Origin of the sequence: Leifsonia sp. NPDC056665, from assembly GCF_042791795.1 — a bacterium.
In the GTDB taxonomy this organism is placed as follows: Bacteria; Actinomycetota; Actinomycetes; order Actinomycetales; family Microbacteriaceae; genus Leifsonia.
This window is the reverse complement of sequence record NZ_JBHTXK010000018.1, coordinates 64,042-89,491: the sequence shown is the minus strand read 5'-3', so window position 1 is coordinate 89,491 and position 25,450 is coordinate 64,042. Positions and strand designations below refer to the sequence as shown.

Genomic DNA, 25,450 nt, shown 5'->3' with positions numbered 1-25,450 from the left:
AGCCTGGCTCGACTACTACAACCTAGACAGACCCCACCTCGGCATCGGAGGCCAAACACCCATCGACCGAATCAACAACGGTCGAGGTCAGTACAGCTAGCGCAGCGCCGTCGTCGCCCGGTCGCGGGTGGTGAGGTCGCGGTGCGTCGCCGCCGCGCGCCAGCCGTCGGCGGTCAGCAGCTCGCGGATCTGCGCGCCCTGCAGCTCGCCGTGCTCCAGCACCAGCGTCCCGCCCGGGCGGAGCAGCCTCCGCGCGACACCGGAGATGACGCGCACGACGTCCAGCCCGTCCGCGCCGCCGTAGAGCGCCGCAGCCGGGTCGAAGAGGCGCACCTCCGGGTCGCGCGGGATCGCGTCGTCCGGAACGTACGGCGGGTTGGAGATGACGACGTCGACCGTGCCGTCGAGCTGAGGGAGGGCGTCGGCGAGGTCGCCGAGCACGGCCTGGAGGTTGCTCGCGCCAACCGACTCCACGTTGCGGCGCGTCCAGGCGAACGCCTCCGGGGACTTCTCCACCGCGTAGACGCGGGCGTGCGGGACCTCCGTCGCCATCGCGAGGGCGATCGCGCCGCTGCCCGTCCCGAGGTCGACGCCGACCGGCTCCGCGGACGGCACCGCCCGCAGCGCGTCGATCGCGAACTGGACCACCTGCTCGGTCTCCGGCCGCGGCACGAACACGCCGGGGCCGACCGCGAGCTCCAGGGATCGGAACGGCGCGAAGCCGGTGATGTGCTGCAGCGGCTCCCGCGTGGCCCGGCGGGCGGCGAGCTCGCGGACCCGGCGGGCGTCGTCCGCGTCGATCGTGGTGTCCATGACCACCAGCGCCTGCACCCGGCCGCGGCCGACGCCGAGCACGAACGCGACGAGGAGGTCGGCGTCCACCTCCGGGTCGGGCACCCCCGCCTGCGCGAGGGCGGCGACCGTCTCGTCGCGGAGGGAGCGGACGGTGGAGGGCGCGGCGTCAGACATGGCCCGACGAGCTTACCGTCACAGGCCGCCACCGAGGCCCCGGGCGGAATAGAGTGGAGGCCATGCCAGCACAGGTCTACGAGAACATCACCGAAACCGTCGGACGCACTCCCCTCGTCAAGCTGAACAGGATCGCCGCCGACGCCGGCGCGACCGTGCTGGCGAAGCTGGAGTTCTTCAACCCCGCCGCCAGCGTCAAGGACCGGATCGGCGTCGCCATCATCGACGCCGCGGAGAAGTCCGGCGAGCTGCGCCCCGGCGGGACGATCGTGGAGGGCACCAGCGGCAACACCGGCATCGCGCTCGCGATGGTCGGCGCGGCCCGCGGCTACAGGGTCGTCCTGACCATGCCGGAGACCATGTCGAAGGAGCGCCGCGTGCTGCTGCGCGCGTTCGGCGCTGAAATCGTCCTCACCCCCGGCCCGGACGGCATGCGGGGAGCAGTGGAGGCCGCCCAGAAGATCGTCGCGGAGAATGACAACGCCATCTGGGCGCGCCAGTTCGCCAACGAGGCCAATCCCGCCATCCACCGCGCCACCACCGCCGAGGAGATCTGGGCGGACACGGACGGCGGCGTCGACATCTTCATCTCGGGTGTCGGCACCGGCGGCACCATCACCGGTGTCGGCCAGGTGCTGAAGGAGCGCAAGCCCGGCGTGGAGATCGTCGCCGTCGAGCCGATCGACTCCCCGATCCTCAGCGGCGGCAAGCCGGGCCCGCACAAGATCCAGGGCCTCGGCGCCAACTTCGTGCCCGAGATCCTGGACACGTCCGTGTACGACGAGGTCATCGACGTGTCGTTCGACGACTCCATCGCTGTGGCCAAGCGGCTCGCGTCCGAGGAGGGCATCCTGGCCGGCATCTCCTCCGGCGCGATCGTCTGGGCCGCGCTGCAGGTCGCCGCACGCCCGGAGAACGCTGGCAAGACCGTCGTGGCGATCGTCGCGGATACGGGTGAGCGGTACATCTCGACGGCCCTCTGGGCCGACCTGCTGGACTGACGGCGTGGCCCTGTTCCGGGCGCGCGAGGACATCCGCAATGCGCGCACCCACGACCCCGCCGCGCGCGGGGGCGCCGAGGTGGCACTGGTCTACTCCGGCCTCCACGCCGTCTGGTCGTACCGCGTCGCCCACCGGCTCTGGCGCGCCGGCCTCCGGATGCCCGCGCGGATGCTCTCCCAGTTCACCCGCTTCCTGACCGGCATCGAGATCCACCCCGGCGCCCGCATCGGCCGCCGCTTCTTCATCGACCACGGGATGGGCGTCGTCATCGGCGAGACCACCTGGATCGGCGACGACGTGATGCTGTACCACGGCGTGACCCTGGGCGGACGCGGCAGCGGCCACGGCAAACGGCACCCGACCATCCACGACCACGTCACGGTCGGCGCCGGCGCCAAGGTGCTCGGCGCGATCGACATCGGCGCGCGGACGGTCATCGGCGCGAACGCGGTCGTCGTGCACGACGCACCCCCCGACTCGGTGCTCACCGGCGTCCCCGCACGGGCGCGCCCGCGCTCCGGCCACGAGCAGATCGCCGGCGACGAGTGGCTCGACCCCGCCCTCTACATCTGACTCCGTGACCCCCGTACGGGTGGTCGCCGCGCCCACCGCACAGCGCTAATCTGAGGCATCCTCGGGAACCAGACCCGGGCGCACGCGAAGAGGCAACGATGGCAGAGACGCCGCCTGCCGGTTGGTATCCGGACCCGAACGACCGCACGCGGCTCAGGTGGTGGGACGGCACGGCATGGACCGCCGATGTCTCCGCGTATCCCGCCGGCGCCGCGTCGCAGGCCGCGGGTGCCACTCGGACGCCGGCCTCCGAGAAGTCGACTGTTCCGAGCCTCAAGCGACCCGGCGTCTCGACCTGGATCGTCGGCGGACTCGCGGCCATCCTCAGCGTCGCCTATGGGATCGGCAGCGGTTTCGGCATGTTCCTCGTCGTGCTGTCACTCTTCGTCCTCCCGACGGCCATCGTGGCACTCGCCACCCACCGCCGGACCTGGCTGCGAATACCGCGCTCGAGCACCGTGCCGAAAGTCCTCGTCGCCGCTTCGGCGTTCTCGCTCTTGCTGGGGTCTGTCGTCGCCGCTATCCCGCAGCCGTCGTCCGACTCCCACGCGACCGTGCACACTCCGGCGTCGGTTACGCTGGCGGACTACACCGGGGACGTCGCCACGAGCGCGTCGCAGAATCTTGCCGGTGCGGGCCTCAAGGTCCGCATGGTGACAGCGGACGGCAGCCCGGCGCCGGACGACTGGACGGGCTGGGTCGTCGTCGATGAAAGCCCGTCGGCCGGGGCCGTGCTCGCCCACAACGCGACGGTGACCATCACCGTCCGTCCCGACACGACGCCGACACCGACTCCGACACCCACACCGACGCCCACGCCCACGCCGACTCCGACAGTGGTGCCCGCTCCAACACCCGCTCCGTCCCCTGCTCCTGCTCCGGCACCTGCCCCTGCGCCAGCACCGGCCCCTGCGCCAGCACCGGCCCCTGCACCAGCCCCGCCGCCCCCTCTACCTGGGCCGCTGGTCATCCCCGGCGCCTTCTGCGCCGACTCGCAGCAGGGCGTGGTGGGACATTCCGCAGCGGGCCGCACCTACACCTGCGGCGGCAAGGGCCCCGACGCGAACGGCCACCTGCATTGGAACACCGACTGAGCGAGCAATCGTTTCCGGAGTTATGCACGCCTCGCATCGGCGTGTTGCGTGCACAACTCCGGAAGAGATGGAGGCGGGTCAGTCGGAGCCGAGGTCGGCCAGGCGGGCCTCTTCGTCGGCGAGGATGTTGGACTCGATGACGGGCTCCAGGGCGCCGTTCATGACCGAGTCGAGGTTGTACGCCTTGTAGCCGGTGCGGTGGTCGGCGATCCGGTTCTCCGGGAAGTTGTACGTGCGGATGCGCTCGGAGCGGTCCATCGTGCGGATCTGGCCCTTGCGGAACTCGGCCGCCTCGGCGTCCGCCTCCTCCTGCTGCTTGGCGAGGAGCCGCGCCCGGAGCACGCGCATCGCGGCCTCCCGGTTCTGCAGCTGGCTCTTCTCGTTCTGCATCGACACCACGATGCCGGTCGGCACGTGGGTGATGCGCACCGCCGAGTCGGTCGTGTTGACCGACTGGCCGCCGGGGCCGGAAGACCGGAAGACGTCGATCTTGAGGTCGTTCTGGTTGATGTCCACTTCTTCGGGCTCGTCGACCTCGGGGAAGACGAGCACGCCGGCGGCGGAGGTGTGGATGCGGCCCTGCGACTCGGTCGCCGGCACGCGCTGCACGCGGTGCACGCCGCCCTCGTACTTCAGGTGCGCCCACACACCCTCGGCCGGATCGCTCGACGACCCCTTGAAGGCGACCTGCACGTCCTTGATGCCGCCGAGGTCGCTGGAGGTCTGCTCGATGATCTCGGCCTTCCAGCGCTTCGAGTCCGCGTAGTGCAGGTACATGCGCAGGAGGTCGCCGGCGAAGAGCGCGGACTCGGCCCCGCCCTCCCCCATCTTGATCTCCATGATGACGTCGCGGCTGTCGTTGGGGTCCCGCGGGATCAGGAGGCGGCGCAGCTTCTCGCCGGACTCCTCCAGGCTTCGCTCCAGGCCCGGGATCTCCTCGGCGAACGCCTCGTCCTCCGCGGCCAGCTCACGCGCGGCCTCCAGGTCGTCGGAGAGCTGTTTCCACTGGTTGTACGAGGCGACGATGCGCGAGAGTTCCGCGTAGCGGCGGTTCACCTTCTTGGAGCGCACAGGGTCGCTGTGCAGCTCGGGGTCGGAGAGCTGCTGCTGGAGGTCGTCGTGCTCGGCGATGAGGCCGTTGACCGACTCGAACATGCGTGACTTCTTTCTGGAGGCGCCGGCTGGAAACGAGAAAGCGCCCGCCCACCGCGCACAGTGGCGCGGCGGACGGGCACTTCGTCAGCTAGCGGTGGTCGTTCTCGTGGCCGTGCGAGTGCGCGTTGCCGTGGCCGTTCGTCGGCGCGGGCATCGACTTCTGCACCTGCATGAGGAACTCGACGTTGCTCGAGGTCTCCTTGAGGCGGCCGAGCACGATCTCCAGGGCCTGCTGCTGGTCGACGCCGGCGAGGGCGCGACGCAGCTTCCAGGTGATCTTGACCTCGTCCTGGCCCATCAGCATCTCCTCGCGGCGGGTGCCGGAGGCGTTGACGTCGACGGCCGGGAAGATGCGCTTGTCGGCGAGCTGGCGGGACAGGCGGAGCTCCATGTTGCCTGTGCCCTTGAACTCCTCGAAGATCACCTCGTCCATCTTGGAGCCGGTCTCGACCAGCGCCGAGGCGAGGATGGTCAGCGAGCCGCCGTGCTCGATGTTGCGCGCAGCGCCGAAGAAGCGCTTCGGCGGGTAGAGCGCTGACGCGTCCACGCCGCCCGACAGGATGCGACCGGAGGCCGGTGCCGTCAGGTTGTACGCGCGGCCGAGGCGGGTGATCGAGTCGAGCAGCACGACCACGTCGTGGCCGAGCTCGACCAGGCGCTTGGCGCGCTCGATCGCGAGCTCCGCGACGGTGGTGTGGTCCTCGGCGGGACGGTCGAAGGTCGAGGCGATGACCTCGCCCTTCACCGTGCGCTGCATGTCGGTGACCTCTTCGGGACGCTCGTCCACCAGCACGACCATGAGGTGCACCTCGGGGTTGTTGGTGGTGATCGCGTTCGCGATCTGCTGCATCACGATGGTCTTGCCGGCCTTCGGGGGCGCGACGATGAGGCCGCGCTGGCCCTTGCCGATCGGGGCGACCAGGTCGATGATCCGCTGAGTGACCTTGCCGGGCTCGGTCTCCAGGCGCAGACGCTCCTGCGGGTACAGCGGCGTGAGCTTGCCGAACTCGACGCGAGTCGCGGCCTCCTCGACGGTCTGGCCGTTGATCGAGTCGACCTTCACCAGCGCGTTGTACTTCTGGCGGCTGTTGTTCTCGCTGTCGCGCGGCTGGCGGATGGCGCCGACCACGGCGTCGCCCTTGCGGAGGCTGTACTTCTTCACCTGGCCGAGCGAGACGTAGACGTCGCTGGCGCCGGGGAGGTAGCCCGTGGTGCGGACGAACGCGTAGTTGTCCAGCACGTCGAGGATGCCCGCGACGGGGATCAGCACGTCGTCGTCGGCGATCTCCGGCTCGAACTCGTCGCCGGCCACGCCGCCGCGGCGCTTGCGGTTGCGGTCGCGGTAGCGGCCGGCGCGGTCGCCCTCGGCCTGCTGCTCCTGCGGGCCGCGGTTCTGCTGCCCGCGCTGCTGGCCGTCGCCCTGGAGGTCCTTCGGCTGGTTCTGCTGACCCTGCTGGTTCTGCTGACCCTGCTGGCCGCCCTGCTGGTTCTGCTGAGCGCCCTGCTGATTCTGCTGGCCCTGGTCGTTCTGCGCGGTGCCCTTGTTGCGGTTGCGGTTGCGGCGGCTGCGGCCGGAGGGCTGCTGCTCGCCGCCCTGCTCGGCGGCGTCGACGTGCTCGCCGCCCTGTTCGCCACGGGCCTGCTCGGCCTGCGCCGGAGCCTCGGCCGACTGCTCGTCGGCCTCCTGGCCCTGGCCGTTCTGCTGGCCCTGGCCGTTCTGGCCGCGGCCGCGGCGACGGCGACCGCCCTGGCCGTCGCGCTGCGCCTGCTCGCGGGAGGCGAGCGCGGAGTCGAGCAGAGCGTCGACGTCCGGGATGAGCGACTCGACACCGGTCTCGCCGGTGTTGACGTGGGTGCCGGCCCCGACGCTGGTCGACGGGGCGATGCCCGTGCCGTCCGGGCTGGAGACCCGGCGCGAGCCGCGGCGACGCGGCTCCGGGGCGACCTCGGCGAGGAGGGCGTCGCCGGCGAAAGGCTCGTCGGCGACGGGCTCTGCGATGAGCGGCTCGATGAGCACCTGGGAGGCCGCGGTCGCGTGGTCCGCCTGCTGCTCGGTCTCGGCCGGGACCGTCTCGATCGAGACGGGCTCTGCCGCTTCCGGCTCGGCGGGCGCATCGGTTCCGGCAGCCGCGGCGCGAGCCGCCGCGATCGCCGAGACCAGCTCGCCCTTGCGGAGCCGGGTCGCGCCCTGGAGGCCGAGCTCGGCGGCGAGAGCTTGCAGCTCCGCCACCTTGAGCGAGGTCAGGTCGCTGGTGTCCACGCCCCCGGCGTGGAGTTCGACATCAGTCACTGAAGAGGATTCCTTTCCCCCGGCGCGCACTCTGCGCGCCGCTGTGGAGCACTCGTCACGTGAGCCTGCCTTACCGTGCTGCGTTCTGATCCGCGCTACGGTGCGCTCTGGGTCCCCGGATGCTCCGGAGATCCGAAAAGCGCAGGCAGGAGTGACGGCATGATTGCTAAGAGATCACCCGGAAGCTGGATTCGCTCGTGACGCGGGTTCTTCCCGGGTGCACTCGGTAGTTTACCACCTCACGACACGCCCTTCGGACGCTACGCCGCCGGTGTGTCCGCGTCCTCGACGGCCACCGGAGCGACCGTCGCGCCCTTGAAATCGACCGCGAGCATCAGCGGCTGCCAGGCCGTCTGCGCCTCGCGGGCGACCAGCTCGGCGGCGGCGAGCCGCTGGCTCGGGTCGCTGCAGAGCACCAGGATGGAGGGCCCCGCGCCCGAGACCACCGCAGCGAAGCCGTTGCTCCGCAGCAGCGTGATCAGCCGGTCGGTCTCCGGCATCGCCGACGCGCGGTAGCTCTGGTGGAGCTTGTCCTCGGTCGCCGCGTGCAGCAGCTCGGGGCTCTGGATGAGCGCTGCGACCAGCAGGGCCGAGCGCGAGACGTTGAAGACGGCGTCCTCGTGGGGCACCGACTGCGGCTGGAGGCTGCGGGCGAGCGCCGTCGACATGACGTGCTCCGGCACGAGCACGAGCGGCGAGACGCCGCGGTGCACGATCAGCTTCTTGAAGCGCGGACCGTCCGGGGTGACCCAGGCGATCGTGAGGCCGCCGAAGAGCGCAGGCGCGACGTTGTCGGGGTGGCCCTCCATGTCGTTCGCGAGCGCGAGCAGCGCCTGGGCGTCGAACTCGACGACGCCCTCCAGCAGACCTCTCGCGGCCATGATGCCGGAGACGATCGCCGCTCCGGACGAGCCGAGGCCGCGGCCGTGCGGGATGCTGTTGCGCGCGAGGAGGTTCAGTCCGGGCAGGGCGACGCCGACCGACTCGAAGGTGTGGGCGATCGCCCGCACGACGAGGTTGCTCTCGTCGGTCGGGACCTCCCCCGCTCCGACGCCGACGACCTCCACGGTCGCGCCAGGCTCGTCGCGCACGCTGACCCGCAGCTCGTCGTAGAGGGCGAGCGAGAGCCCGAGGGTATCGAAGCCGGGACCGAGGTTGGCGCTCGTCGCCGGGACCTTGACCGCGACCGTGCGCCCGCGCAGGTCGACGGCGCGCAAGGTCACGCGGACGCCCCGGTGGCCGGGACCAGGCCGAGCACGTCGGCGATGGCGTTCGTGTCGACCGGGACGATCGTGGGCTTGACGTCGGAGCCGTCGGCCGTGCGGAGGGCCCACTGCGGGTCCTTCAGGCCGTGGCCGGTGACGGTGAGGACGACGGTGGCGCCGGCCGGGATGACGCCGGCGGCCGAGCGCTCCAGGAGGCCGGCGACGCTGATCGCGCTCGCGGGCTCCACGAAGATGCCGACCTCGGCGGAGAGGATGCGGTGCGCCTCCAGGATGCCGGCGTCGTCGATCGCGCCGAAGTAGCCGTCGCTGTCGTCGCGCGCGTTGAGAGCGAGCTCCCACGACGCCGGGTTGCCGATGCGGATCGCGGTGGCGATGGTGTCGGGCTCCTTGACCGCGTGGCCGAGCACGATCGGGGCGCTGCCCGCGGCCTGGAAGCCGAACATCCGCGGCAGCTTGGTGGCCTCGCCGCGCTGCAGCTCCTCGGTGTAGCCGCGGTGGTAGGCGGTGTAGTTCCCGGCGTTGCCGACCGGGACGATGTGGAAGTCCGGCGCGTCGCCGAGCACCTCGACGACCTCGAACGCGGCCGTCTTCTGGCCCTCGATGCGGTCGGGGTTCACCGAGTTGACCAGGTGCACCGGGTAGTTGGTGGCCAGGTCGCGGGCGATGTCGAGACAGTCGTCGAAGTTGCCCTGCACCTGGAGGAGCTGCGCGTTGTGCGCGATCGCCTGGCTGAGCTTGCCCATCGCGATCTTGCCCTCGGGCACCAGCACGACGGCCTGGATGCCGGCGTGCGTGGCGTACGCCGCGGCCGAGGCGGAGGTGTTGCCGGTGGAGGCGCAGATGACGGCCTTCGCGCCGTGCTCGACGGCCTTGGAGATGGCCATCGTCATGCCGCGGTCCTTGAACGACCCGGTCGGGTTCATCCCCTCGAACTTCACGAACACGTTCGCCCCGGTGCGCGCGGACAGCGCCGGTGCGGGGAGCAGCGGAGTGCCGCCCTCGCCGAGCGTCACGATCGGGGTCGCCTCGGAGATGTTCAGGCGGTCCGCGTACTCGCGGAGCACTCCGCGCCACTGCCGGCTGTACGACTTCGGCCCATTCGACGACTGGGGCATTACGATCCTTCGACTCGGAGAACGGAAGAGACGGCGGTCACCACGTCGCTCGCGGCGAGCGCTTCCACGGTGGCCGCCAGCGCGGCCTCCTCGGCTTCGTGGGTGCCGATAACCAGGGTAGCGGTGGGCGCGCCGGCGGCGTGAATCGGGGCCACACTCTGCAATGGAGACCGTCCCGGTATTACGACGGAACTCGTGTTGCTCGGCACAGACTGCTGCACCGTCTCCACGCTCACCCCGCCGTCGCTCAGGATGTTGGCGACGGTGGCGAGCACGCCCGGCTGGTCCTCCACCGACAGGGTGATCTGGTAGCGGGTCACGACGCGGCCGACGTCGAGCACCGGCAGGCCCGCGTGCGTCGACTCCGCGACGCCCGGGCCGCCCACGACGTGCCGGCGGGCGGCGGACACCACATCGCCGAGCACGGCGGAGGCCGTCTCCACGCCCCCGGCGCCCGCGCCGTAGAACATCAGGTCGCCCGCGGCCTCGGCTTGGACGAAGACCGCGTTGTGCGCGCCGCGCACGGCGGCCAGCGGGTGCTCGCGGCTGATCAGGGCCGGGTAGACGCGGGCGGAGACGCCCTCCTCGCCGGTCTCCGGGTCGACCAGCCGCTCGCAGATCGCCAGCAGCTTGATCACCCAGCCGCCCGCGCGGGCCGCCTCGACCTGCTCGCGGGTGATCGAGGTGATCCCCTCCCGGTAGACCTGCTCCAGCGGCACGGTGGTGTGGAAGGCGAGGCTGGCGAGGATCGCGGCCTTCTGCGCGGCGTCGTAGCCGCCGATGTCCGCGGTCGGGTCGGCCTCCGCGTAGCCGCGCTCGGTGGCGGTGGCGAGCGCGTCGGCGAGGGTCTCCCCCGTCGTGTCCATCCGGTCGAGGATGAAGTTGGTCGTGCCGTTGACGATGCCGAGGATGCGCGAGACCGTGTCGCCGGCGAGGCTGTCGCGCAGCGGCCGGATGATCGGGATGGCGCCCGCGACGGCCGCCTCGTAGTAGAGCTGCGCGCCGACCTGCTCCGCCGCCTCGAACAGCTCGGGGCCGTGGGTGGCGAGCAGCGCCTTGTTGGCCGTGATGACGTCGGCGCCGGAGTTCAGCGCCTCCAGCACGTAGCCGCGGGCCGGCTCGACGCCGCCCATCAGCTCCACGACGATGTCGGCGCCGAGGATGAGCGAGGTGGCGTCGGTGGTGAAGAGCTCCTTCGGGAGGTCGACGTCGCGCGGCGCGTTCACGTCGCGCACGGCGATGCCGACGAGCTCCAGCCGCGCGCCGACGCGCGAGGCGAACTCGTCGCCCTGCTCCAGCAGCAGCCGCGCCACCTGGGAGCCGACGGAGCCGGCGCCCAGCAGCGCGACCCGGAGGTTGCGGTATTCGATCATCGGCGGGTGCTCCCGTCTTCGTACGCGGTGTCGCGTGCCAGCAGGTCGGCCTCGGTCTCGCCGCGCACGATGACGCGGGCGGCGCCGCCCTTCACGGCGACGACGGCAGGGCGGCCGAGGTAGTTGTAGTTGCTGGCCAGCGACCAGCAGTAGGCGCCCGTCGCGGGCACGGCGAGGAGGTCGCCGGGGGCGACGTCGCCCGGCAGGTACTCGGCGTCCACCACGATGTCGCCGCTCTCGCAGTGCTTGCCGGCGACCCGCACGAGCGCGGGAGCGGCGGCGGACTCGCGGCCGGCGATCCTGGCCGAGTAGTCGGCGCCGTAGAGCGCCGTGCGTGCGTTGTCGCTCATCCCGCCGTCCACGCTCACGTAGCGGCGGACGGCCGTCTCGCCGTCGTCCTGGGCGGCGACCGTCACGTCCTTGGTCGTGCCGACCGTGTAGAGGGTGAGGCCGGCGGTGCCGATGATCGACCGGCCCGGCTCGAACGCGACGGCCGGGATCGGGATGTCGAGGTCCTCGCACCCGGCCGCCACGGTCTCCGCGATGCTGCGGGCGAGGGTCTCGATCGGCGCCGGGTCGTCCACCGCGGTGTACGCGATGCCGAAGCCGCCGCCGAGGTTCAGCTCGGGGACGTCGCCGCCCGCGAGCAGCTCCTTGTGCACAGCGAGCAGGCGGGCGGCGGACTCGGCGAAGCCGTCCGCTCCGAAGATCTGGGAGCCGATGTGGCAGTGCAGGCCGAGGAAGGCCAGCCCGGTGTGCGAGCGGATCCGCGCGACGGCGTCCGCGGCGTCGGCGAGGGCGATGCCGAACTTCTGGTCCTCGTGCGCGGTGGCCAGGAAGGCGTGCGTGTGCGCGTGCACACCGCTGTTCACCCGCAGCCGGACGCGCTGGACGACGCCGTGCCGTTCCGCGGCCTCCGCGACGCGCTCGATCTCCTGGAGGCTGTCGATGATGATCGCGCCGACGCCCTCCGCCACGGCGCGGTCGATCTCGGCGAGCGACTTGTTGTTGCCGTGGAACCCGAGCCGCTCGGCCGGGACTCCCGCGGCGAGGGCGACCGCCAGCTCGCCTCCCGAGCAGACGTCGATGTTGAGGCCGGCCTCCGTCATCCAGCGCGCGACCTCGATGGAGAGGAACGCCTTGCCCGCGTAGTAGACCCGGGCGGCGGAGCCGACCTCGGCGAGGGCGCGCTGCAGCGCCGAGCGGACCTCGACGGCGCGCTCGCGCGCCTCGGCCTCGTCGACGACGTAGAGCGGCGTGCCGAAGCGCTCGGCGAGCTCCGCGACAGGGACGCCGCCGACGACGATCGCGCCCTCCTCGCGGTGGACGGTGCGCGACCAGAGGCCGGGGACCAGCGCGTTCGCGTCGGCCGGCTCCCTCAGCCACGGAGGTGCGAGCGGATTCGATGCCATGGGGACAACCTCACGAGTACGGGAAATCACGAGTGGGGTTCTCTCTGGCGAGCGGACCCGGATTGGCCCCTGAAGCCGGTGGAGAAGCTGAAAGCAGTCTATCGACGCGGCGCATGCGGCTTCGCCGTGTTACGGGGCGCCTCCGCTACGAGCAGCTGCCCTTGCTGTGCAGGAACTTCTCGTCCATCACGAAGTTCGACGCGGTCAGCGTGACGGTGGCGCGATTCGGCGTCACGTGGATGTCGCTGACCTGCACGCCGTCCGGGAGGTACTGCGCAGCGCAGAGCGGGAACGGACCGCTGGCCGTCAGCGCCTGGATCAGCTTGGTGATGCTCACGTTGCCCGACCCCGCGGAGACAGTCGCCTTGCCCGGGGTGAGCAGGACGGTGGTCCCGTTCGCCTTGGCGGTGGCGCTCACGGTGTAGTCGACGGGGAGGCCGAGCAGGTCGATGCTCCCGTCGTAGCCGAGCACGCCGTCGCCGAGCGTGATGTCGCCCTTCGCGCCGGGGATGGTGACGAGCTTGTTGAGCGAGTCCTGCGAGATGGTCAGCGTGCCCGTGGCCGACTGGATCGGCTTGCTCAGGTCGGCCGGCACCCCGGTGGCGTGGATGGCCGCACTCAGCGGGGCGCCGTTGACGGTCGCGTGCGGCGCCACCAGGTCCACGTCCGAGAAGCTGCCCTCGAGGGACTGCGCGAGCACGGAGAAGCCGCCGATGTGCACGGTGACGTCGGCCTTCACCGAGGAGGGGAGGTTCTTCTCGATCTCGGCCGCGACCCGCTGCTCCGCGACAGCGCGGGTCACGGCGTCGGCGACCACCAGCAGGAGGACGACGACCACGACCGGGATCACGATGCGCAGCAGGGTCTTCAGCCAGCGCGGGCGGCCCCGGCGGGCAGGCGCGGCCGGGCCTCCCGCCGGCGGCTGCGCGCCGGACAGGACCTCGGTGGACTGATCGCGCTGATCGCTCATGCCGTCACATCCGCTCCGGGGCGGACACCCCCACCAGCGCGAGGCCGTTGCGGACGACCTGGCCGGTCGCGTCGTTCAGCCACAGGCGGGTGCGGTGGGCGTCGGTGACCGGCTCGTCGCCGTGCGGGAGCACGCGGGTCGAGCCGTCGCGCACGGCGTACCAGGCGTGGTACAGCCCGGCGAGCTCCTCGACATAGCGCGCGACGCGGTGCGGCTCGCGCAGCTCCGCCGCCTGGGCGACGACGCGCGGGAACTCCTGGAGGCCGCCGAGCAGGGCGCTCTCGGTCTCGTGCGTGAGCAGCTCCGGCTTGAAGACGCTGCGGTCCACGCCCGTCTTGGCCGCGTTCGCCGCCACCGAGCGGGTGCGGGCGTGCGCATACTGCACGTAGTAGACGGGGTTCTCGTTGCTGCGCTTGGTGAGCAGGTCGAGGTCGATGTCGAGCTGCGAGTCGGTGGAGGAGCGCACCAGCGAGTAGCGCGCTGCATCCACGCCCACGACGTCGACCAGGTCGTCGAGCGTGACGATGGTGCCCGCACGCTTGGACATCTTGACCGGCTCGCCGTCCTTCATCAGGTTGACCATCTGGCCGATGAGGATCTGGAGGTTGACGTGCGGCTCATCGCCGAAGGCCTCCACCATCGCCATCAGGCGGCCGATGTAGCCGTGGTGGTCGGCGCCCAGCATGATGATGTTCTGCTCGAAGCCGCGCTCGCGCTTGTCGAGGTAGTAGCCGAGGTCGCCGGAGATGTAGGCGGGCTCGCCGTTCGAGCGCACGATGACGCGGTCGCGGTCGTCGCCGAACGTAGTGGTGCGCAGCCAGATCGCACCGTCCGCCTCGAAGATGTGGCCGAGCTCGTCCAGCCGCTCGATCGCGCGCTCGACGGCGCCCGACTCGTGCAGCGAGTCCTCGTGGAAGTACACGTCGAAGTCGACGCCGAAGGAGTGCAGCCGGTCCTTGATCTCCTGGAACATCAGCTCGGTGCCGAGGCCGCGGAAGACCTCCTGCTGCTGCTCGCGCGACAGGCCGGCCAGATCGCCGATCTCCGGGTTCGCGGCGGCGCGGTTCGCGACCTCGGTCGCGATCTCGCCGATGTAGTCGCCGCCGTAGCCGTCCTCCGGCGTGGCCTCGCCGAGGTAGGCGGCGAGCAGGCTCCGCGCGAAGCGGTCGATCTGGGAGCCGTGGTCGTTGAAGTAGTACTCGCGCGTCACGTCGGCGCCCTCGGCCTGCAGGATACGGGCGAGGCTGTCGCCGACGGCCGCCCAGCGCGCGCCGCCCAGGTGGATGGGGCCGGTCGGGTTCGCGGAGACGAACTCCAGGTTCACCAGGAGGCCGCCGTAGAGGTCTCCGCGGCCGTACGCCTCGCCGGCCTCCAGGATCGTCTGGGCGAGCTTGCCCGCTGCCGCGGCCTCCAGGCGGAAGTTGATGAAGCCGGGGCCGGCGACCTCGGCGGATGCGACGCCGTCGATGCCCGTAGCGCCCTCGGCGATCTCGCCCGCGAGCTCGCGCGGGTTGGCGCCGAGCCGCTTGGCGAGGCGCATCGCGACGTTGGACGACCAGTCGCCGTGTTCGCGGTTCTTCGGGCGCTCCAGCGGGATGTCCTCCGCCGTGATCGTGAGCTCCGGGATGCTCTCGTCGGCCTCGCGTCGGCGGCTCACCACGGTCGTCACGATGGCGAGCAGGGCGGCGGAGAGGTCAGCGGGAGTCATGAAGAACTAGTCTAATGGCGCTCCAAGGCAACCCGTTCCCGCTCTTGATAGGGTGCTGCGACACGCACCGGGACGACACGGAAGACGCACAACCGCATGCAGCAGCACACAGCACGGACCCTCGCCGCCCTCGCGATCGCCGCCGCCGCCGTCACGCTCGTGGGCTGCACGCCCGCCGCGAAGCCGGACGCCGCCGCGACGTCGTCCGCGCACGCCGGCGGCTCGAAGGCCGACCCCGTCGCGAGCCCCACGCCGACCCCGACGCCGACGCTGCCGCCGACGCCGGTCACGCTGACCTGCGACCAGGTGGTCACCGCCGACCAGCTCTACGCCTACAACCCCAACTTCTCGACCGACCCGGGCTACGCCCCCACCGACGGGACGCTGGAGAAGCAGGTCGCGGACTGGAAGGGTGTCACCTGCGCCTGGAAGAACCAGACCAGCGGCGACGTGGTCCAGATCGCCGTGGCGATGCCGCCCGCGGACAGGCTCGAAGGGCTCAAGAACGCCGCGATCACCGTGGCCCAGCCGGTTCCCACCTACGGGACCCCTCCGCAGGTGGAGGGCTACTTCAAGCCGGGAACCGCCGGCCAGGTGCAGATCTTCCGCGGCAAGTACTGGGTCGTCGCCGAGTCGACCGCGTTCTTCGAGCCGGGCGACGCGGCGCCGCTGATGCAGAGCGTTCTGGGCAACCTGCCCGCGAGCTGAGCAGGGCCGCGCTGGACGGGCCCCGCGCGAAAGGATGCTAGCCTGGACGGGCACTCCTGGCCCCCATAGCTCAGGGGATAGAGCGTCTGCCTCCGGAGCAGAAGGCCGTAGGTTCAAATCCTACTGGGGGCACCGAAAACCGAATGAGAAGGCCCCTCCCGCGGGAGGGGCCTTCCGTTGTTCTCAGGCCCCGTCGATGTGCTCAGGCGGCACCGACCGCATCCCGCAACGCGAACACCGCCGCAGGCAACGGCGCCGCGAAAAGCGCCGTCCCCGCGCACGCGCTCCCGCCGGCCGGCGGGCTCTCGCAGCGGGAGGTCACGGCCCACACCGTGCCGAGCCCCGACGATTGCACGTCCTTCAGCCACGGGCCCCCGCTCGCGCCGTGGGTGAAGCCGCACGCGGCCCTGGCGTCGGGGGCGTAGCTGTTCACGCGCGTGGTGGAGACGTCGCAGCGGTAGGCGTCCTGCCCGGTGTAGGGCGCGAGCACGGGGTAGCCCCAGATCTGTACGTTCGCCTGGACGTGTCCCGCCCCGGCCGCGACGGCGTTGCCGCCCACCCGGTTCGCGAGCTGCTGCCCTCCGTTCGCGGCGAGCCGGACGAAGGCGTAGTCGTGGTCCCACTTCTTGCTCTGCGTCCACTCGGCGGAGGCGCCCACCGCCGTCCCCGACCAGTAGCCGTGCGCGGACGGGCCGTTGTTCCAGCCGGGGGCGAACAGGAAGTTGCCGTAGTACGCATGGCCCGGCCCTCCGGGGTGCACGCAGTGCCCGGCGGTGATGACCAGGTTCTTGGTCGCGCTGTTGACGACGGCGGCGGTGCAGGAGGTATCGCCGGTCGGCGTGCGGAGGAACAGCCTCCCGACCGTGTGGTTGACGGTCGTGGCCGATCCCCAGCCCAGGGCCCGGCTGCTTGCGGGAACCGGCGATCCCTGGTCGACCGGGAGTTCGGCCGCCGCCGCCCGCAGCCGCTCCGCCGACCAATAGCCCTTCGGATCGATCACCGGCTCCGTCGCGGTGGCGGGCACGAGACTTCCCGCCGTCAGCGCGGCCGCCGCCGCGATCGCGGCCAGTCCTCGAGTGAGCGTGCGCATCCTGTTCCCCCTTCCCGCCCCTGCGTCCCCGCCGGACGCGACTGGGGAGCGGTCGTGTCCTTCGACGCTAGGGCGGGGAGGCGGCGGGCCGCGTCGGCCCGGGGAGGGTGGAGGGTCAGCCGCTACTCGGCGTCGAGGTCGGTCTCCAGGAGCACGACGAGCTCGTCCAGTGCGACGTCCGCACCAGGGGCGTCCGACTTCAGGGTGACGACCGTGCCCTTGCTCGCGGCGAGCCCCATCAGGGAGAGGATGCTGGCCGCGTTGAGGTCGGGGCCGTCGCCGGCGGCGATCGTCACCGGGATGCCCTTCTCCTGGACGGCTTTGACGAACAGCTTGGCGGGGCGGGCGTGGAGCCCGGAGGAGCTGGCGACGGTGGCGGTGCGCTGGGTCATGGTTCTCTTCTTCTGTGGTCGTGGGTGACGGACGTGGGGGCGCAGTGCCGGTCAGGCGGCGACGGTCGCGGGGACGGGATGCTCGGCCTCCGCCGCGGCGCGGGTCACGATGCGGGGCGCCGCGAACCGCTTCAGACCGACCACGAGGAATGCCGTAACGAGCGTTCCGGCCGCGAGCGCCAGGAGGAAGCCCCAGACCGGGTCGATCGCGAAGAACACGAAGATCCCGCCGTGGGGCGCACGCGACCCGACCCCGAAGGCCATCGCCAGCGCTCCGGCCACCGCGCCGCCTGCGAGGTTCGCCGGGATGACCCGCAGCGGGTCGGCAGCCGCGAACGGGATAGCGCCCTCCGAGATGAACGAGAGCCCCAGCAGCCAGGCGGCCGCGCCGTTCTCGCGCTCCACCTCGGTGAAGCCGCGGCGGTAGAGCACCGTGGAGGCCAGCGCCATCCCGAGCGGCGGCACCATTCCGGCGACCATGACCGCGGCCATGATGTGGAAGCTGGCGTCGGTCTGCGCGGCGAGGCCGGCGACCGCGAAGGCGTAGGCCACCTTGTTGACCGGGCCGCCCAGGTCGAAGCACATCATCAGGCCGAGGATGACGCCGAGGAAGATGGCGCCGGCGCCGGAGAGGCCGTTCAGGAAGGCGGTGAGCTGGGTCATCAGCCACGCGATCGGCGCGCCGAGGATCAGCAGCATCAGACCGGAGGCGATGATCGAGGCGCCGAGCGGGATGATCACGACCGGCATCAGGCCGCGCAGCCAGCGCGGGACGGCGGGGCGGCCGATCAGCCACGCGGCGTAGCCGGCGAGGAGGCCGCCGATCAGGCCGCCGAGGAAGCCCGCGTTCATGAAGACCGCGATGGCGCCTGCGACGAATCCGGGTGCGATGCCCGGCCGGTCGGCGATCGCAAAGGCTATGTAGCCGGCCAGCGCCGGGACGAGGAAGCCGAGGCTCACGCTCCCGATCTCGAAGGCGATCGCGCCGAGGTAGTAGCCGAGGCCCTCGGGCGGGAGGTTCCAGATCGCGAAGTGCGTCAGGGTGTAGACGGCGTTGTTCATCCCGGAGGTGCCGTGCGCGAGCGCGATGCCGTAGCCGCCGAGGAACGGCAGGAAGCTGATCGCGATGAGCAGGCCGCCGCCGGCGACGAACGGGATCATGTAGCTGACGCCGGTGAGCAGGATGCGCTTGAGGTTCGCGCCCCAGGAGAGGTTCGTCGCCGCCGATGCGGTGGATGAGCCGCCGGACGCGGTGACGCGGGCGCCGTTCGGGTCGGCCGCGACGGCGACCGCCTCGGCGATGAGCTGGTCGGGCTGCTCGATGCCGCGCTTGACGGTGGAGCGCACCACGGGCTTGCCGGCGAAGCGGGCCTCCTCGCGCACATCCACGTCGTTGGCGAAGATCACCGCGTCCGCGTCGTCGATGATGCTCTGCGGGATGGCCTGATAGCCGCTGGAGCCCTGCGGCTCGACGGTCAGGGCCACGCCGTTCTTGGTGCCGGCGGCGGTGAGCGCGTCGGCGGCCATGAAGGTGTGGGCGATGCCGGTCGCGCACGAGGTGACGGCGACGATGCGGGCGGGGCGGCCGTCGATGCGGAGGGCGGCGCCGGCCTCGGGTGCGGCGGAGGATGCGGCCGCGGGCTTCGTCGCGGAGGCGGTCGCGTCGCCCTCGCCGATGGCCTCGTCCACGAGCGCCACGACGTCCTCCGGGGTCCTCGCGGCCCGCAGTCCCGAGGTGAACTCCTCGGTCATCAGGCTGCGCGCGAGCTTCGACAGGACGGCGAGGTGGGCCTCGGCCGCGTCCGCCGGCGCGGCGATCAGGAACACGAGGTCGGCGGGGCCGTCCGGTGCGCCGAAGTCGACGCCGGGCTCCAGCCGCGCGAACGCGAGCGTCGGGACGGTCACGGACGAGCTCTTCGCGTGCGGGATGGCGATTCCGCCGGGCAGGCCGGTCTCGTCCTTCTGCTCGCGGGCCCAGGCGTCCGCGTACAGCGCGTCGGCGTCGCTGGCGCGGCCTTCGGCGACGACGCGCGCGGCGAGTGCGCGGATGACGTCGCTCTTGTCGCCGGCCGCGCCGCCGTCGAGGCTGACGAGTGCGGGGGTGATGGTCTTCAGTGACACGGTGTCCTCCAGGTCGGGGGATGAACTCCGGGGAGATGAATTCCCGGGGGTTCGGATGGTTCAGGGATGGAGTGCGGCGACCTTGAGGTCGCCGGCGGGCAGGTCGGCCGGTCGGGGCGCCTGGGTGCCGGGCAGCGAGGCCGCGGCCGAGCCGAAGCGGATCGCGTGAACGAGCCGCTCGGAGGGGGTGGCGCCGGCGACGTCGGCCAGCAGGTAGCCGGCCAGCGCGCTGTCGCCTGCGCCGACGGTGCTCCGAACGCGGATGCGCGGGGCGTCGGCCACGAAGCCGCCGTCGGCGGTCACGAGGACGGAGCCGAGGGCGCCGAGCGTGACCAGCGCGGAGCCGGCCCGCTCGGGGACGAGCGTTCGGGCGACGGCGAGGACCGCCTCCGGGAGCTCGCCGGACTCAAACGAGGAACCGGTGAGCTCGGCGAGCTCGTCCTCGTTGGGCTTGATGAGGTCGGGGTGACCGTCGAAGACGGCGGCCCGCAGGGCCTCCCCCGACGTGTCCACCGCGATGAGCGGGGCGGCGTCCGCCCAGCGCTCGCGCACGGCGCGGATGACGGTCACGTAGAAGTCGTCGCCGGCGCCGGGCGGCAGCGAGCCGGCGAGCACGAGCCAGCTGGCGCCGGCGCAGGCCTCTACCACGGCCTCCACCAGCGCGGCGGCGTCGGCGGCGTCGAGGGCGGCTCCGGGCAGGTTCAGCTTGGTGGTGGCGCCTGCGGGGTCGGTGATGGTGAGGTTGGCGCGCGCGTGGCCGTGGATGGAGACCGTGCGGACGGGCACGGCGGCCGAGCGGAGCACGATACCGAACGGGTCGTCGGCGGCGAGCGGGAGGACGGCGAGCGCCGGCACTCCGGAGGCCGCGACGACGCGGGCCACGTTGATCCCCTTGCCGCCTGCGTCCTCGCGGGACGACGCCGCGGACTGGACCTCGCCGGGGCGCAGCGGCGCGCTCAGCGTGACGGCCCGGTCGAGGGACGGGTTGGCGGTCAGGGTGACGATCATGCCTGCACGACCTCCACGCCGGCGGCTGCGAGCGCGTCGGCGAGCTCGCCGTCCGGCGCTCGGTCGGTCACCAGCACGTCCACCGCGTCGAGCGGCGCGAACGAGACGAGCGACTCCTGCTGGAACTTGGTGGAGTCCGCGACGACGACGACGCGCCGGGCGGCCCGGACGATGGCCTCCTTGACGGCGGCCTCCTCCGGGTCGGGGGTGCTGAGGCCGAAGCCCGCGGAGACGCCGTTGACGCCGACGAACACGATGTCGGGCCGCAGCGACTGGATGGAGCGGACCGTCGCCGCGCCGACCGCCGCCGCGGTGACCCCGCGGATGCGGCCGCCGACGACGGTGAGGGCCACGCGATCGGCCGCCGCGAGGGCGGGAGCGAGGGTGAGCGAGTGGGTGACGACCTCCGCCTCTCCCCCGGTGGCGGACAGCCGGGCGGGAAGGAGCTGGGCGACGGCCGCCGTGGTGGTGCCCGCGTCGAGGTAGAGGGAGCCGCGAAAGCCGTCACCGAGGACGTCGAGGGCGCGGGCGGCGATGCGCTGCTTGGTGTCGGCGCGGAGGCCGGTGCGCTCGAAGACGGAGGCCTCCGCGGTGCTCACGCGCTCCAGGGCGACGGCGCCGCCATGCACGCGGCGCAGAGCGCCGGCGGCCTCCAGGGCGTCGAGGTCGCGGCGCACGGTCTCGGTGGTCACCCCGAACCGCTCGGAGAGCTCGACCACGGCGACGCGGCCCTCCTCGAGCAGCAGCCGCTCGATCAGCTCTTGACGCTCCGTTGCATACACGCGAGACCTCCTTTGGTTTCCCACACATTACAACACGAAACAACATCCAGCAAGAGGATTCTTTGTGGTTGTTTCTGCGTTTTCGCGCGGCCGTGTGGGAATCGCAGTGCCACGTACAATCGTTCGCGGAATGGATTGCTCGTACTTCGACGCCGGCGTGTGCCGCTCGTGCACGCTGATGGGCGTCCCCTACGCCGAGCAGCTCGCCGGCAAGGACCGCCTCTCGCGCGAGCTCCTTGCGCCGTTCGGCGACGCGGCCTGGCTGCCGCCGGTCGCGAGCGCCGAGTCCGGGTACCGGAACAAAGCCAAGATGGTCGTCTCCGGCACTGTCGATGCGCCGACCATCGGCATCCTCGACGAGGCGGGGCGCGGCGTCGACCTCCGCGAGTGCGGGATCTGCGCGCCGGGCGTCCGGGCGGCGCTGCCGGTGCTCGCCGGCGTCGTGACGCGCGCCAGGATCGAGCCGTACAGCGTGCCCGACCGCCGCGGCGAGCTCAAGTACCTGCTGGTGACCCTCTCCCCCGACGACGAGCTGATGGTGCGGTTCGTGGTCAGGTCCGAGGAGTCCGTCGGCCGCATCCGCGCGCTGCTGCCCGAGCTGCTGGCCGCGCTGCCGGCCGCGCGGGTCGTGACCGTGAACCTCCAGCCGGAGCACAAGGCGGTGGTGGAGGGCGAGCGCGAGATCGTGCTGACCGCGGAGTCGTCGCTCGTGATGCGGGTGGGCGGCATCCCGCTGCGGCTGCGTCCGCAGAGCTTCTTCCAGACCAACACCGCCGTCGCCGAGGCGCTGTACGCGCAGGTCGCCGCCTGGGTGGACGAGGTGTCGCCGGCCAGCGTGTGGGACCTGTACTGCGGGGTGGGCGGCTTCGCCCTGAACGTGGCGACGCCCGGGCGGCGGGTCGTCGGCGTGGAGACCAGCACGGAGGCCGTGCGGAGCGCCCGCGCGACGGCCTCCGCGGCCGGGTTGCCGCTGGTGGCGTTCCGGGCGGGAGACGCCACCGCGTTCGCGCTGGCGGCGAAGACCGCGCCGGAGCTGGTCATCGTCAACCCGCCGCGGCGCGGCATCGGCGCGGAGCTCTCCGGCTGGCTCGAGGGCTCCGGCGTTCCGAGCGTGGTGTATTCGAGCTGCAACCCGAAGAGCCTCGCCCACGACCTGGCGCGGATGCCGTCGTACCGCATCCGCACCGGCCGCGTGCTCGACATGTCCCGCAGACCGGTCACCAGGAGGTGGCGGTGCTGCTGGACCGGGCCTAGCCGGGACTAGCTCGCCGCGGCCTCGCGGCGCGGGAGCTTCCAGTCCGGGCGGGCGAAGTGGCAGGTGTAGCCCCACGGGATGCGCTCCAGGTAGTCCTGGTGCTCGGGCTCGGCCTCCCAGAACGGTCCGGCCGGCTCCACCTCGGTGACGACCTTGCCCGGCCAGAGACCGGACGCGTCCACGTCGGCGATGGTGTCCTCGGCGACGCTGCGCTGCTCGGCGTCCGCGTAGTAGATCGCCGAACGGTAGCTGGTGCCGACGTCGTTGCCCTGCCGGTTCTTGGTCGAGGGGTCGTGGATCTGGAAGAAGAACTCGAGCAGGTCGCGGTAGCTGACCCGCTCCGGGTCGAACTCGATCTCGATCGCCTCGGCGTGGTTGCCGTGGTTGCGGTAGGTGGCGTCGGGCACGTCGCCGCCGGTGTAGCCGACGCGGGTGCCCACGACGCCCGGGCGCTTGCGGATGAGGTCCTGCATGCCCCAGAAACATCCTCCGGCCAGGATGGCCTTCTCGGTCGTCATCAGTGGTTCTCCTCGTTCTCGTTCTCGTCGTTCTCGAAAAGGTGTCGGTAGTCGCCGTAGCCCTGCTCGTCCAGCTCGGAGAGCGGGACGAAGCGGAGTGCGGCGGAGTTGATGCAGTAGCGCAGGCCGCCCGCCTCGGCGGGCCCGTCGTCGAACAGGTGGCCGAGGTGGCTGTCGCCGTGGGCGGAGCGCACCTCGGTGCGGACCATCCCGAAGGTGCGGTCTCTCTTCTCGACGATGTTGCCCGGCTCCACCGGCACGGTGAAGCTCGGCCAACCGGAACGGCTGTCGTACTTGTTCACGGACGCGAAGAGCGGCTCCCCCGACACGATGTCGACGTAGAGCCCCGCCTCGTGATTGTTCCAGAACTCGTTGCGGAAGGCCGGCTCTGTCGCCGCCTCCTGGGTGACCGCGTACTGCGCGGCGGTGAGCCGCGCGACGGCGTCCTGGCTCTTGCGGTAGTCCTGTGTCACGTTTCCTCCTGAGTGCGGCGAGCGCTGGCTGCGGCGCCGTCAGTAAGGAGAACAGCGGAAGGCGCCGGGATGGTCCCTGCGTTGCTGTGAGTTTGCTGGATGCACATTTCAATTCTTACAGCTAAGGTTTTACATGTTCAGCACCAAAGAGTGAAAGGGGGTTCTGTGGAAAGCAATCTGATGCCATCGGGCGTCGGCCGACGATCATTCATCGCCGGATCGACCGCGGCCGCAGCATTCGGACTCGTCGGCGCCGCATTGTCGAGCGCTTCGGCTGCGACAGCGTTCGTGTATCCAACGGACTCGAGGCAGGTCTCCGATAATTTCGCCGCCCACAACGCGCGGAACTCGCCCAATCCGGGAACGGACTACGTGCTGCCTGCCGGACGCGCCACCAGGGCGGTCGCGGCGGGCACGGTCGTCATGACCGATCATTCGACCTCGGGGTCGGGGGGCCGGATGATCTACATCGATCACGACGATGGCGCCAAGTCCGACTACCTGCATCTCTCGCGCATCGACGTCAGCGTCGGTCAGCGAGTGGCGAGCGGGCAGCAGATCGGGCTCACCGGAGCCTCGGCCAACGGTTCGGAAACCGGCGTCGGCGCGCATCTGCACATCAGTCTGCACCTCGGCGCAGGAGCAGCTCACGGCACCCGTGGCGGGTCCGTCGATTTTGAGAAGTACGTCGGCAGCGGGGTCTCCGCGGCGCCGGCACCACGAGAGGATGAAGAAATGGGACGACTCGTCAGGCACCCGAACGGATCGGTGGCATTCGCCGCGACCGACGGCACGTTCACGATCCTGAACACGATGGACGAGGTGGCCGCGCTCCAGGCGACGGGCGCTGTCACCGGTGACATGATCCAGCTGAGCGACCCGTTCATTTGGAACCTCCGCGTGGGCATCGCGCAGAAGCGCAAGGGGCAGAATCTGGTCTGATCGGCACCGGAGCCGCAGCACCACGCCATCCACTATGCGGGGCCGAGTGCTGCGGCTCTGCCCCGTCAGTCGGCCGGGTCGGCGGCACGTTCGTCCGTACGCGACGGATCCTGGACGACCGGAATCGCGTCGGTGAACTGGGAGGCGCGCTGCTCCTTCTCGGGGGTGCCGCCGAAGAGGCGGCCCTCGGCCTCCTGGGCGCTGCGGGCGCGGGAGCTCGGCACCTGGGTCTCGGGAGTCTCCACGATCTCCACGCGCTTGCGCGGCAGCGCGGTGTCGGAGTAGCGCTGCATCCAGTCGATCAGGCGCTCCCGCACGTAGCAGCGCAGGTCGAACAGGGTCGGGGCGTCCTTGCCGGTGACCAGCACGCGCACCCGCACCCAGCCCTGCGTCGCGTCGGTGACCTGGAGGACGCCCGTGCGGCCGTCCCACAGGTCAGTCGCGGCGAGGATGCGGTTCAACTCCGCGCGCATCCCTGCCGGCGACACCCGCCAGTCGAGGTCGAACTCCACGGAGCCGAGGAGCTCGCTGTGCTGGCGCGTCCAGTTCTCGAACGGCTTCGTCGTGAAGTAGGTGGACGGCAGCACCAGCCGGCGGTCGTCCCAGATGTGCACCACCACGTAGGTGAGGGTGATCTCCTCGATGGTCCCCCACTGCTGCTCCACCACCACGACGTCGTCGATCCGGATGGCGTCGCTGAAGGCGAGCTGGATGCCGGCGAACAGGTTCGCCAGGCTCGACTGCGCGGCGACACCGGCGATCACACCGATGATCCCCGCCGACGCCAGCAGGCTGGCCCCCGCCGCCTGCAGCACGGGGAAGGTCAGCAGGATCGCGGCCAGCCCGATCACGACGGCCGCCACGACCGTCAACCGCCGCAGCACCAGCACCTGCGTGCGCACCCGGCGGGCGTACCGGTTGTCCGGGACGTCGACGCGGTAGCGGGCGAGCCCGAGGTCCTCGGCGAAGACCACCAGCGCCGCGAGGAACCAGGTCCCGGTGGCGATCGCGAGGATCAGGAAGGCGTGCTGGATGACGCCCCTCCAGTCCGCCGGCACGTTCGGCGGCAGCGTCAGCGCGACCGCGATCCACAGCACGATGACCGCCAGGAACAGCCGGAACGGGACCCGCGCGCGCTTCGTCAGTACAGCGGGCCATTGGCGATGGCGGCCGACACCGCGCAGGATCAGCCCCACGATCGCCGTCACCAGCACGGCGGCGACGATGGCGATGAGGCAGGCGATCACGAGTGAGGGCCAGGTTCGCAGTGGCAC

The 25,450-nt window shown here is 71.4% G+C and carries 22 protein-coding genes, 1 tRNA gene and 1 pseudogene; 7 read left to right on the top strand and 17 right to left on the bottom strand.

Annotated features, from left to right (window positions below; all coding sequences use genetic code 11):
* Positions 1–96: 96 nt before the first annotated feature.
* Positions 97–969, bottom strand: coding sequence for a peptide chain release factor N(5)-glutamine methyltransferase (prmC, locus tag ACFQ9V_RS15960; RefSeq protein ID WP_382460102.1), 873 nt, complete (start codon positions 967–969; stop codon positions 97–99).
* Between the two features lie 62 nt (positions 970–1,031).
* Between prmC and cysK the strand changes: the two genes are divergently transcribed.
* The 3 genes from cysK (at position 1,032) to ACFQ9V_RS15945 (ending at position 3,638) form a co-directional block, all read left to right on the top strand.
* On the top strand, positions 1,032–1,970 hold the full coding sequence (gene cysK / locus ACFQ9V_RS15955; RefSeq protein WP_382460101.1) for a cysteine synthase A: 939 nt from the start codon (positions 1,032–1,034) through the stop codon (positions 1,968–1,970).
* A 4-nt stretch (positions 1,971–1,974) separates the two neighbouring features.
* Positions 1,975–2,544, top strand: coding sequence for a serine O-acetyltransferase EpsC (gene epsC / locus ACFQ9V_RS15950; protein WP_382460100.1), 570 nt, complete (start codon positions 1,975–1,977; stop codon positions 2,542–2,544).
* Positions 2,545–2,642: 98 nt separating this feature from the next.
* A complete protein-coding gene (locus ACFQ9V_RS15945; protein WP_382460099.1) occupies positions 2,643–3,638 on the top strand; it encodes a DUF2510 domain-containing protein in 996 nt (331 codons plus the stop codon).
* Positions 3,639–3,716: 78 nt separating this feature from the next.
* On the opposite strand, the gene prfA is transcribed toward ACFQ9V_RS15945, so the two are convergent.
* From prfA to argS, 8 genes are all read right to left on the bottom strand, one after another.
* A complete protein-coding gene (gene prfA / locus ACFQ9V_RS15940; protein WP_382460098.1) occupies positions 3,717–4,793 on the bottom strand; it encodes a peptide chain release factor 1 in 1,077 nt (358 codons plus the stop codon).
* A gap of 88 nt (positions 4,794–4,881) precedes the next feature.
* Positions 4,882–7,083: a transcription termination factor Rho gene (gene rho / locus ACFQ9V_RS15935; RefSeq protein WP_382460097.1), complete on the bottom strand. Its 2,202-nt coding sequence runs from the start codon at positions 7,081–7,083 to the stop codon at positions 4,882–4,884.
* Positions 7,084–7,343: 260 nt separating this feature from the next.
* The gene (gene thrB / locus ACFQ9V_RS15930) at positions 7,344–8,300 is read right to left on the bottom strand and encodes a homoserine kinase (RefSeq protein ID WP_382460105.1); all 957 of its coding nucleotides are present in this window, start codon (positions 8,298–8,300) and stop codon (positions 7,344–7,346) included.
* A gap of 2 nt (positions 8,301–8,302) precedes the next feature.
* Positions 8,303–9,424 carry a threonine synthase gene (gene thrC / locus ACFQ9V_RS15925; RefSeq protein ID WP_382460096.1) on the bottom strand — a complete coding sequence of 374 codons (1,122 nt, stop codon included), beginning with the start codon at positions 9,422–9,424 and terminating at the stop codon, positions 8,303–8,305.
* Positions 9,424–10,797, bottom strand: a complete 1,374-nt coding sequence (locus ACFQ9V_RS15920) for a homoserine dehydrogenase (protein WP_382460095.1) — start codon at positions 10,795–10,797, stop codon at positions 9,424–9,426. Before ACFQ9V_RS15920 ends, thrC begins: the two co-directional genes overlap by 1 nt.
* On the bottom strand, positions 10,794–12,209 hold the full coding sequence (lysA, locus tag ACFQ9V_RS15915; protein WP_382460094.1) for a diaminopimelate decarboxylase: 1,416 nt from the start codon (positions 12,207–12,209) through the stop codon (positions 10,794–10,796). The genes ACFQ9V_RS15920 and lysA overlap by 4 nt, the downstream gene beginning before the upstream one ends.
* A gap of 145 nt (positions 12,210–12,354) precedes the next feature.
* The gene (locus ACFQ9V_RS15910; protein ID WP_382460093.1) at positions 12,355–13,179 is read right to left on the bottom strand and encodes a DUF2993 domain-containing protein; all 825 of its coding nucleotides are present in this window, start codon (positions 13,177–13,179) and stop codon (positions 12,355–12,357) included.
* A 4-nt stretch (positions 13,180–13,183) separates the two neighbouring features.
* Positions 13,184–14,887, bottom strand: coding sequence for an arginine--tRNA ligase (gene argS, locus ACFQ9V_RS15905; RefSeq protein WP_382460092.1), 1,704 nt, complete (start codon positions 14,885–14,887; stop codon positions 13,184–13,186).
* 96 nt (positions 14,888–14,983) lie between these two features.
* Here argS and ACFQ9V_RS15900 point away from each other — a divergent pair, with 96 nt between their 5' ends.
* Positions 14,984–15,595, top strand: a complete 612-nt coding sequence (locus tag ACFQ9V_RS15900) for an iron ABC transporter ATP-binding protein (protein WP_382460091.1) — start codon at positions 14,984–14,986, stop codon at positions 15,593–15,595.
* 59 nt (positions 15,596–15,654) lie between these two features.
* Positions 15,655–15,727, top strand: a tRNA-Arg gene (locus ACFQ9V_RS15895).
* Positions 15,728–15,797: 70 nt separating this feature from the next.
* On the opposite strand, the gene ACFQ9V_RS15890 is transcribed toward ACFQ9V_RS15895, so the two are convergent.
* The 5 genes from ACFQ9V_RS15890 to ACFQ9V_RS15870 form a co-directional block, all read right to left on the bottom strand.
* Positions 15,798–16,685: a trypsin-like serine peptidase gene (locus tag ACFQ9V_RS15890; RefSeq protein ID WP_382460090.1), complete on the bottom strand. Its 888-nt coding sequence runs from the start codon at positions 16,683–16,685 to the stop codon at positions 15,798–15,800.
* Between the two features lie 122 nt (positions 16,686–16,807).
* Entirely contained in the window at positions 16,808–17,077 is a 270-nt protein-coding gene (locus tag ACFQ9V_RS15885; protein ID WP_382460089.1) for an HPr family phosphocarrier protein, read from the bottom strand.
* A 51-nt stretch (positions 17,078–17,128) separates the two neighbouring features.
* Complete coding sequence (locus ACFQ9V_RS15880; RefSeq protein ID WP_382460088.1) at positions 17,129–19,198, bottom strand: fructose-specific PTS transporter subunit EIIC; 2,070 nt, start codon at positions 19,196–19,198, stop codon at positions 17,129–17,131.
* Between the two features lie 60 nt (positions 19,199–19,258).
* On the bottom strand, positions 19,259–20,206 hold the full coding sequence (locus ACFQ9V_RS15875; RefSeq protein WP_382460087.1) for a 1-phosphofructokinase: 948 nt from the start codon (positions 20,204–20,206) through the stop codon (positions 19,259–19,261).
* Positions 20,203–20,988: a DeoR/GlpR family DNA-binding transcription regulator gene (locus tag ACFQ9V_RS15870; RefSeq protein WP_382460086.1), complete on the bottom strand. Its 786-nt coding sequence runs from the start codon at positions 20,986–20,988 to the stop codon at positions 20,203–20,205. Before ACFQ9V_RS15870 ends, ACFQ9V_RS15875 begins: the two co-directional genes overlap by 4 nt.
* Before the next feature lie 130 nt (positions 20,989–21,118).
* Between ACFQ9V_RS15870 and rlmC the strand changes: the two are divergent.
* A pseudogene (rlmC, locus tag ACFQ9V_RS15865) lies at positions 21,119–22,242 on the top strand (23S rRNA (uracil(747)-C(5))-methyltransferase RlmC).
* Between the two features lie 6 nt (positions 22,243–22,248).
* Here rlmC and msrA read toward each other — a convergent pair.
* Together msrA and msrB are read right to left on the bottom strand one after the other, a co-directional pair.
* On the bottom strand, positions 22,249–22,761 hold the full coding sequence (gene msrA, locus ACFQ9V_RS15860) for a peptide-methionine (S)-S-oxide reductase MsrA (protein WP_382460085.1): 513 nt from the start codon (positions 22,759–22,761) through the stop codon (positions 22,249–22,251).
* On the bottom strand, positions 22,761–23,234 hold the full coding sequence (gene msrB / locus ACFQ9V_RS15855; protein WP_382460084.1) for a peptide-methionine (R)-S-oxide reductase MsrB: 474 nt from the start codon (positions 23,232–23,234) through the stop codon (positions 22,761–22,763). The genes msrA and msrB overlap by 1 nt, the downstream gene beginning before the upstream one ends.
* Positions 23,235–23,399: 165 nt before the next feature.
* On the opposite strand from msrB, the gene ACFQ9V_RS15850 reads away from it, so the two are divergent.
* The gene (locus ACFQ9V_RS15850) at positions 23,400–24,176 is read left to right on the top strand and encodes a M23 family metallopeptidase (RefSeq protein ID WP_382460083.1); all 777 of its coding nucleotides are present in this window, start codon (positions 23,400–23,402) and stop codon (positions 24,174–24,176) included.
* 65 nt (positions 24,177–24,241) lie between these two features.
* On the opposite strand, the gene ACFQ9V_RS15845 is transcribed toward ACFQ9V_RS15850, so the two are convergent.
* Positions 24,242–25,450 carry a mechanosensitive ion channel family protein gene (locus ACFQ9V_RS15845; RefSeq protein ID WP_382460082.1) on the bottom strand — a complete coding sequence of 403 codons (1,209 nt, stop codon included), beginning with the start codon at positions 25,448–25,450 and terminating at the stop codon, positions 24,242–24,244.

What these genes read in the sequence shown, in the direction of transcription:
- prmC (WP_382460102.1), bottom strand. Translation starts at nt 969, where the DNA reads ATGTCTGACGCCGCGCCCTCCACCGTCCGCTCCCTCCGCGACGAGACG.
- cysK (WP_382460101.1), top strand. Translation starts at nt 1,032, where the DNA reads ATGCCAGCACAGGTCTACGAGAACATCACCGAAACCGTCGGACGCACT.
- ACFQ9V_RS15945 (WP_382460099.1), top strand. Translation starts at nt 2,643, where the DNA reads ATGGCAGAGACGCCGCCTGCCGGTTGGTATCCGGACCCGAACGACCGC.
- prfA (WP_382460098.1), bottom strand. Translation starts at nt 4,793, where the DNA reads ATGTTCGAGTCGGTCAACGGCCTCATCGCCGAGCACGACGACCTCCAG.
- thrC (WP_382460096.1), bottom strand. Translation starts at nt 9,424, where the DNA reads ATGCCCCAGTCGTCGAATGGGCCGAAGTCGTACAGCCGGCAGTGGCGC.
- ACFQ9V_RS15920 (WP_382460095.1), bottom strand. Translation starts at nt 10,797, where the DNA reads ATGATCGAATACCGCAACCTCCGGGTCGCGCTGCTGGGCGCCGGCTCC.
- lysA (WP_382460094.1), bottom strand. Translation starts at nt 12,209, where the DNA reads ATGGCATCGAATCCGCTCGCACCTCCGTGGCTGAGGGAGCCGGCCGAC.
- ACFQ9V_RS15910 (WP_382460093.1), bottom strand. Translation starts at nt 13,179, where the DNA reads ATGAGCGATCAGCGCGATCAGTCCACCGAGGTCCTGTCCGGCGCGCAG.
- argS (WP_382460092.1), bottom strand. Translation starts at nt 14,887, where the DNA reads ATGACTCCCGCTGACCTCTCCGCCGCCCTGCTCGCCATCGTGACGACC.
- ACFQ9V_RS15900 (WP_382460091.1), top strand. Translation starts at nt 14,984, where the DNA reads ATGCAGCAGCACACAGCACGGACCCTCGCCGCCCTCGCGATCGCCGCC.
- ACFQ9V_RS15890 (WP_382460090.1), bottom strand. Translation starts at nt 16,685, where the DNA reads ATGCGCACGCTCACTCGAGGACTGGCCGCGATCGCGGCGGCGGCCGCG.
- ACFQ9V_RS15885 (WP_382460089.1), bottom strand. Translation starts at nt 17,077, where the DNA reads ATGACCCAGCGCACCGCCACCGTCGCCAGCTCCTCCGGGCTCCACGCC.
- ACFQ9V_RS15875 (WP_382460087.1), bottom strand. Translation starts at nt 20,206, where the DNA reads ATGATCGTCACCCTGACCGCCAACCCGTCCCTCGACCGGGCCGTCACG.
- msrA (WP_382460085.1), bottom strand. Translation starts at nt 22,761, where the DNA reads ATGACGACCGAGAAGGCCATCCTGGCCGGAGGATGTTTCTGGGGCATG.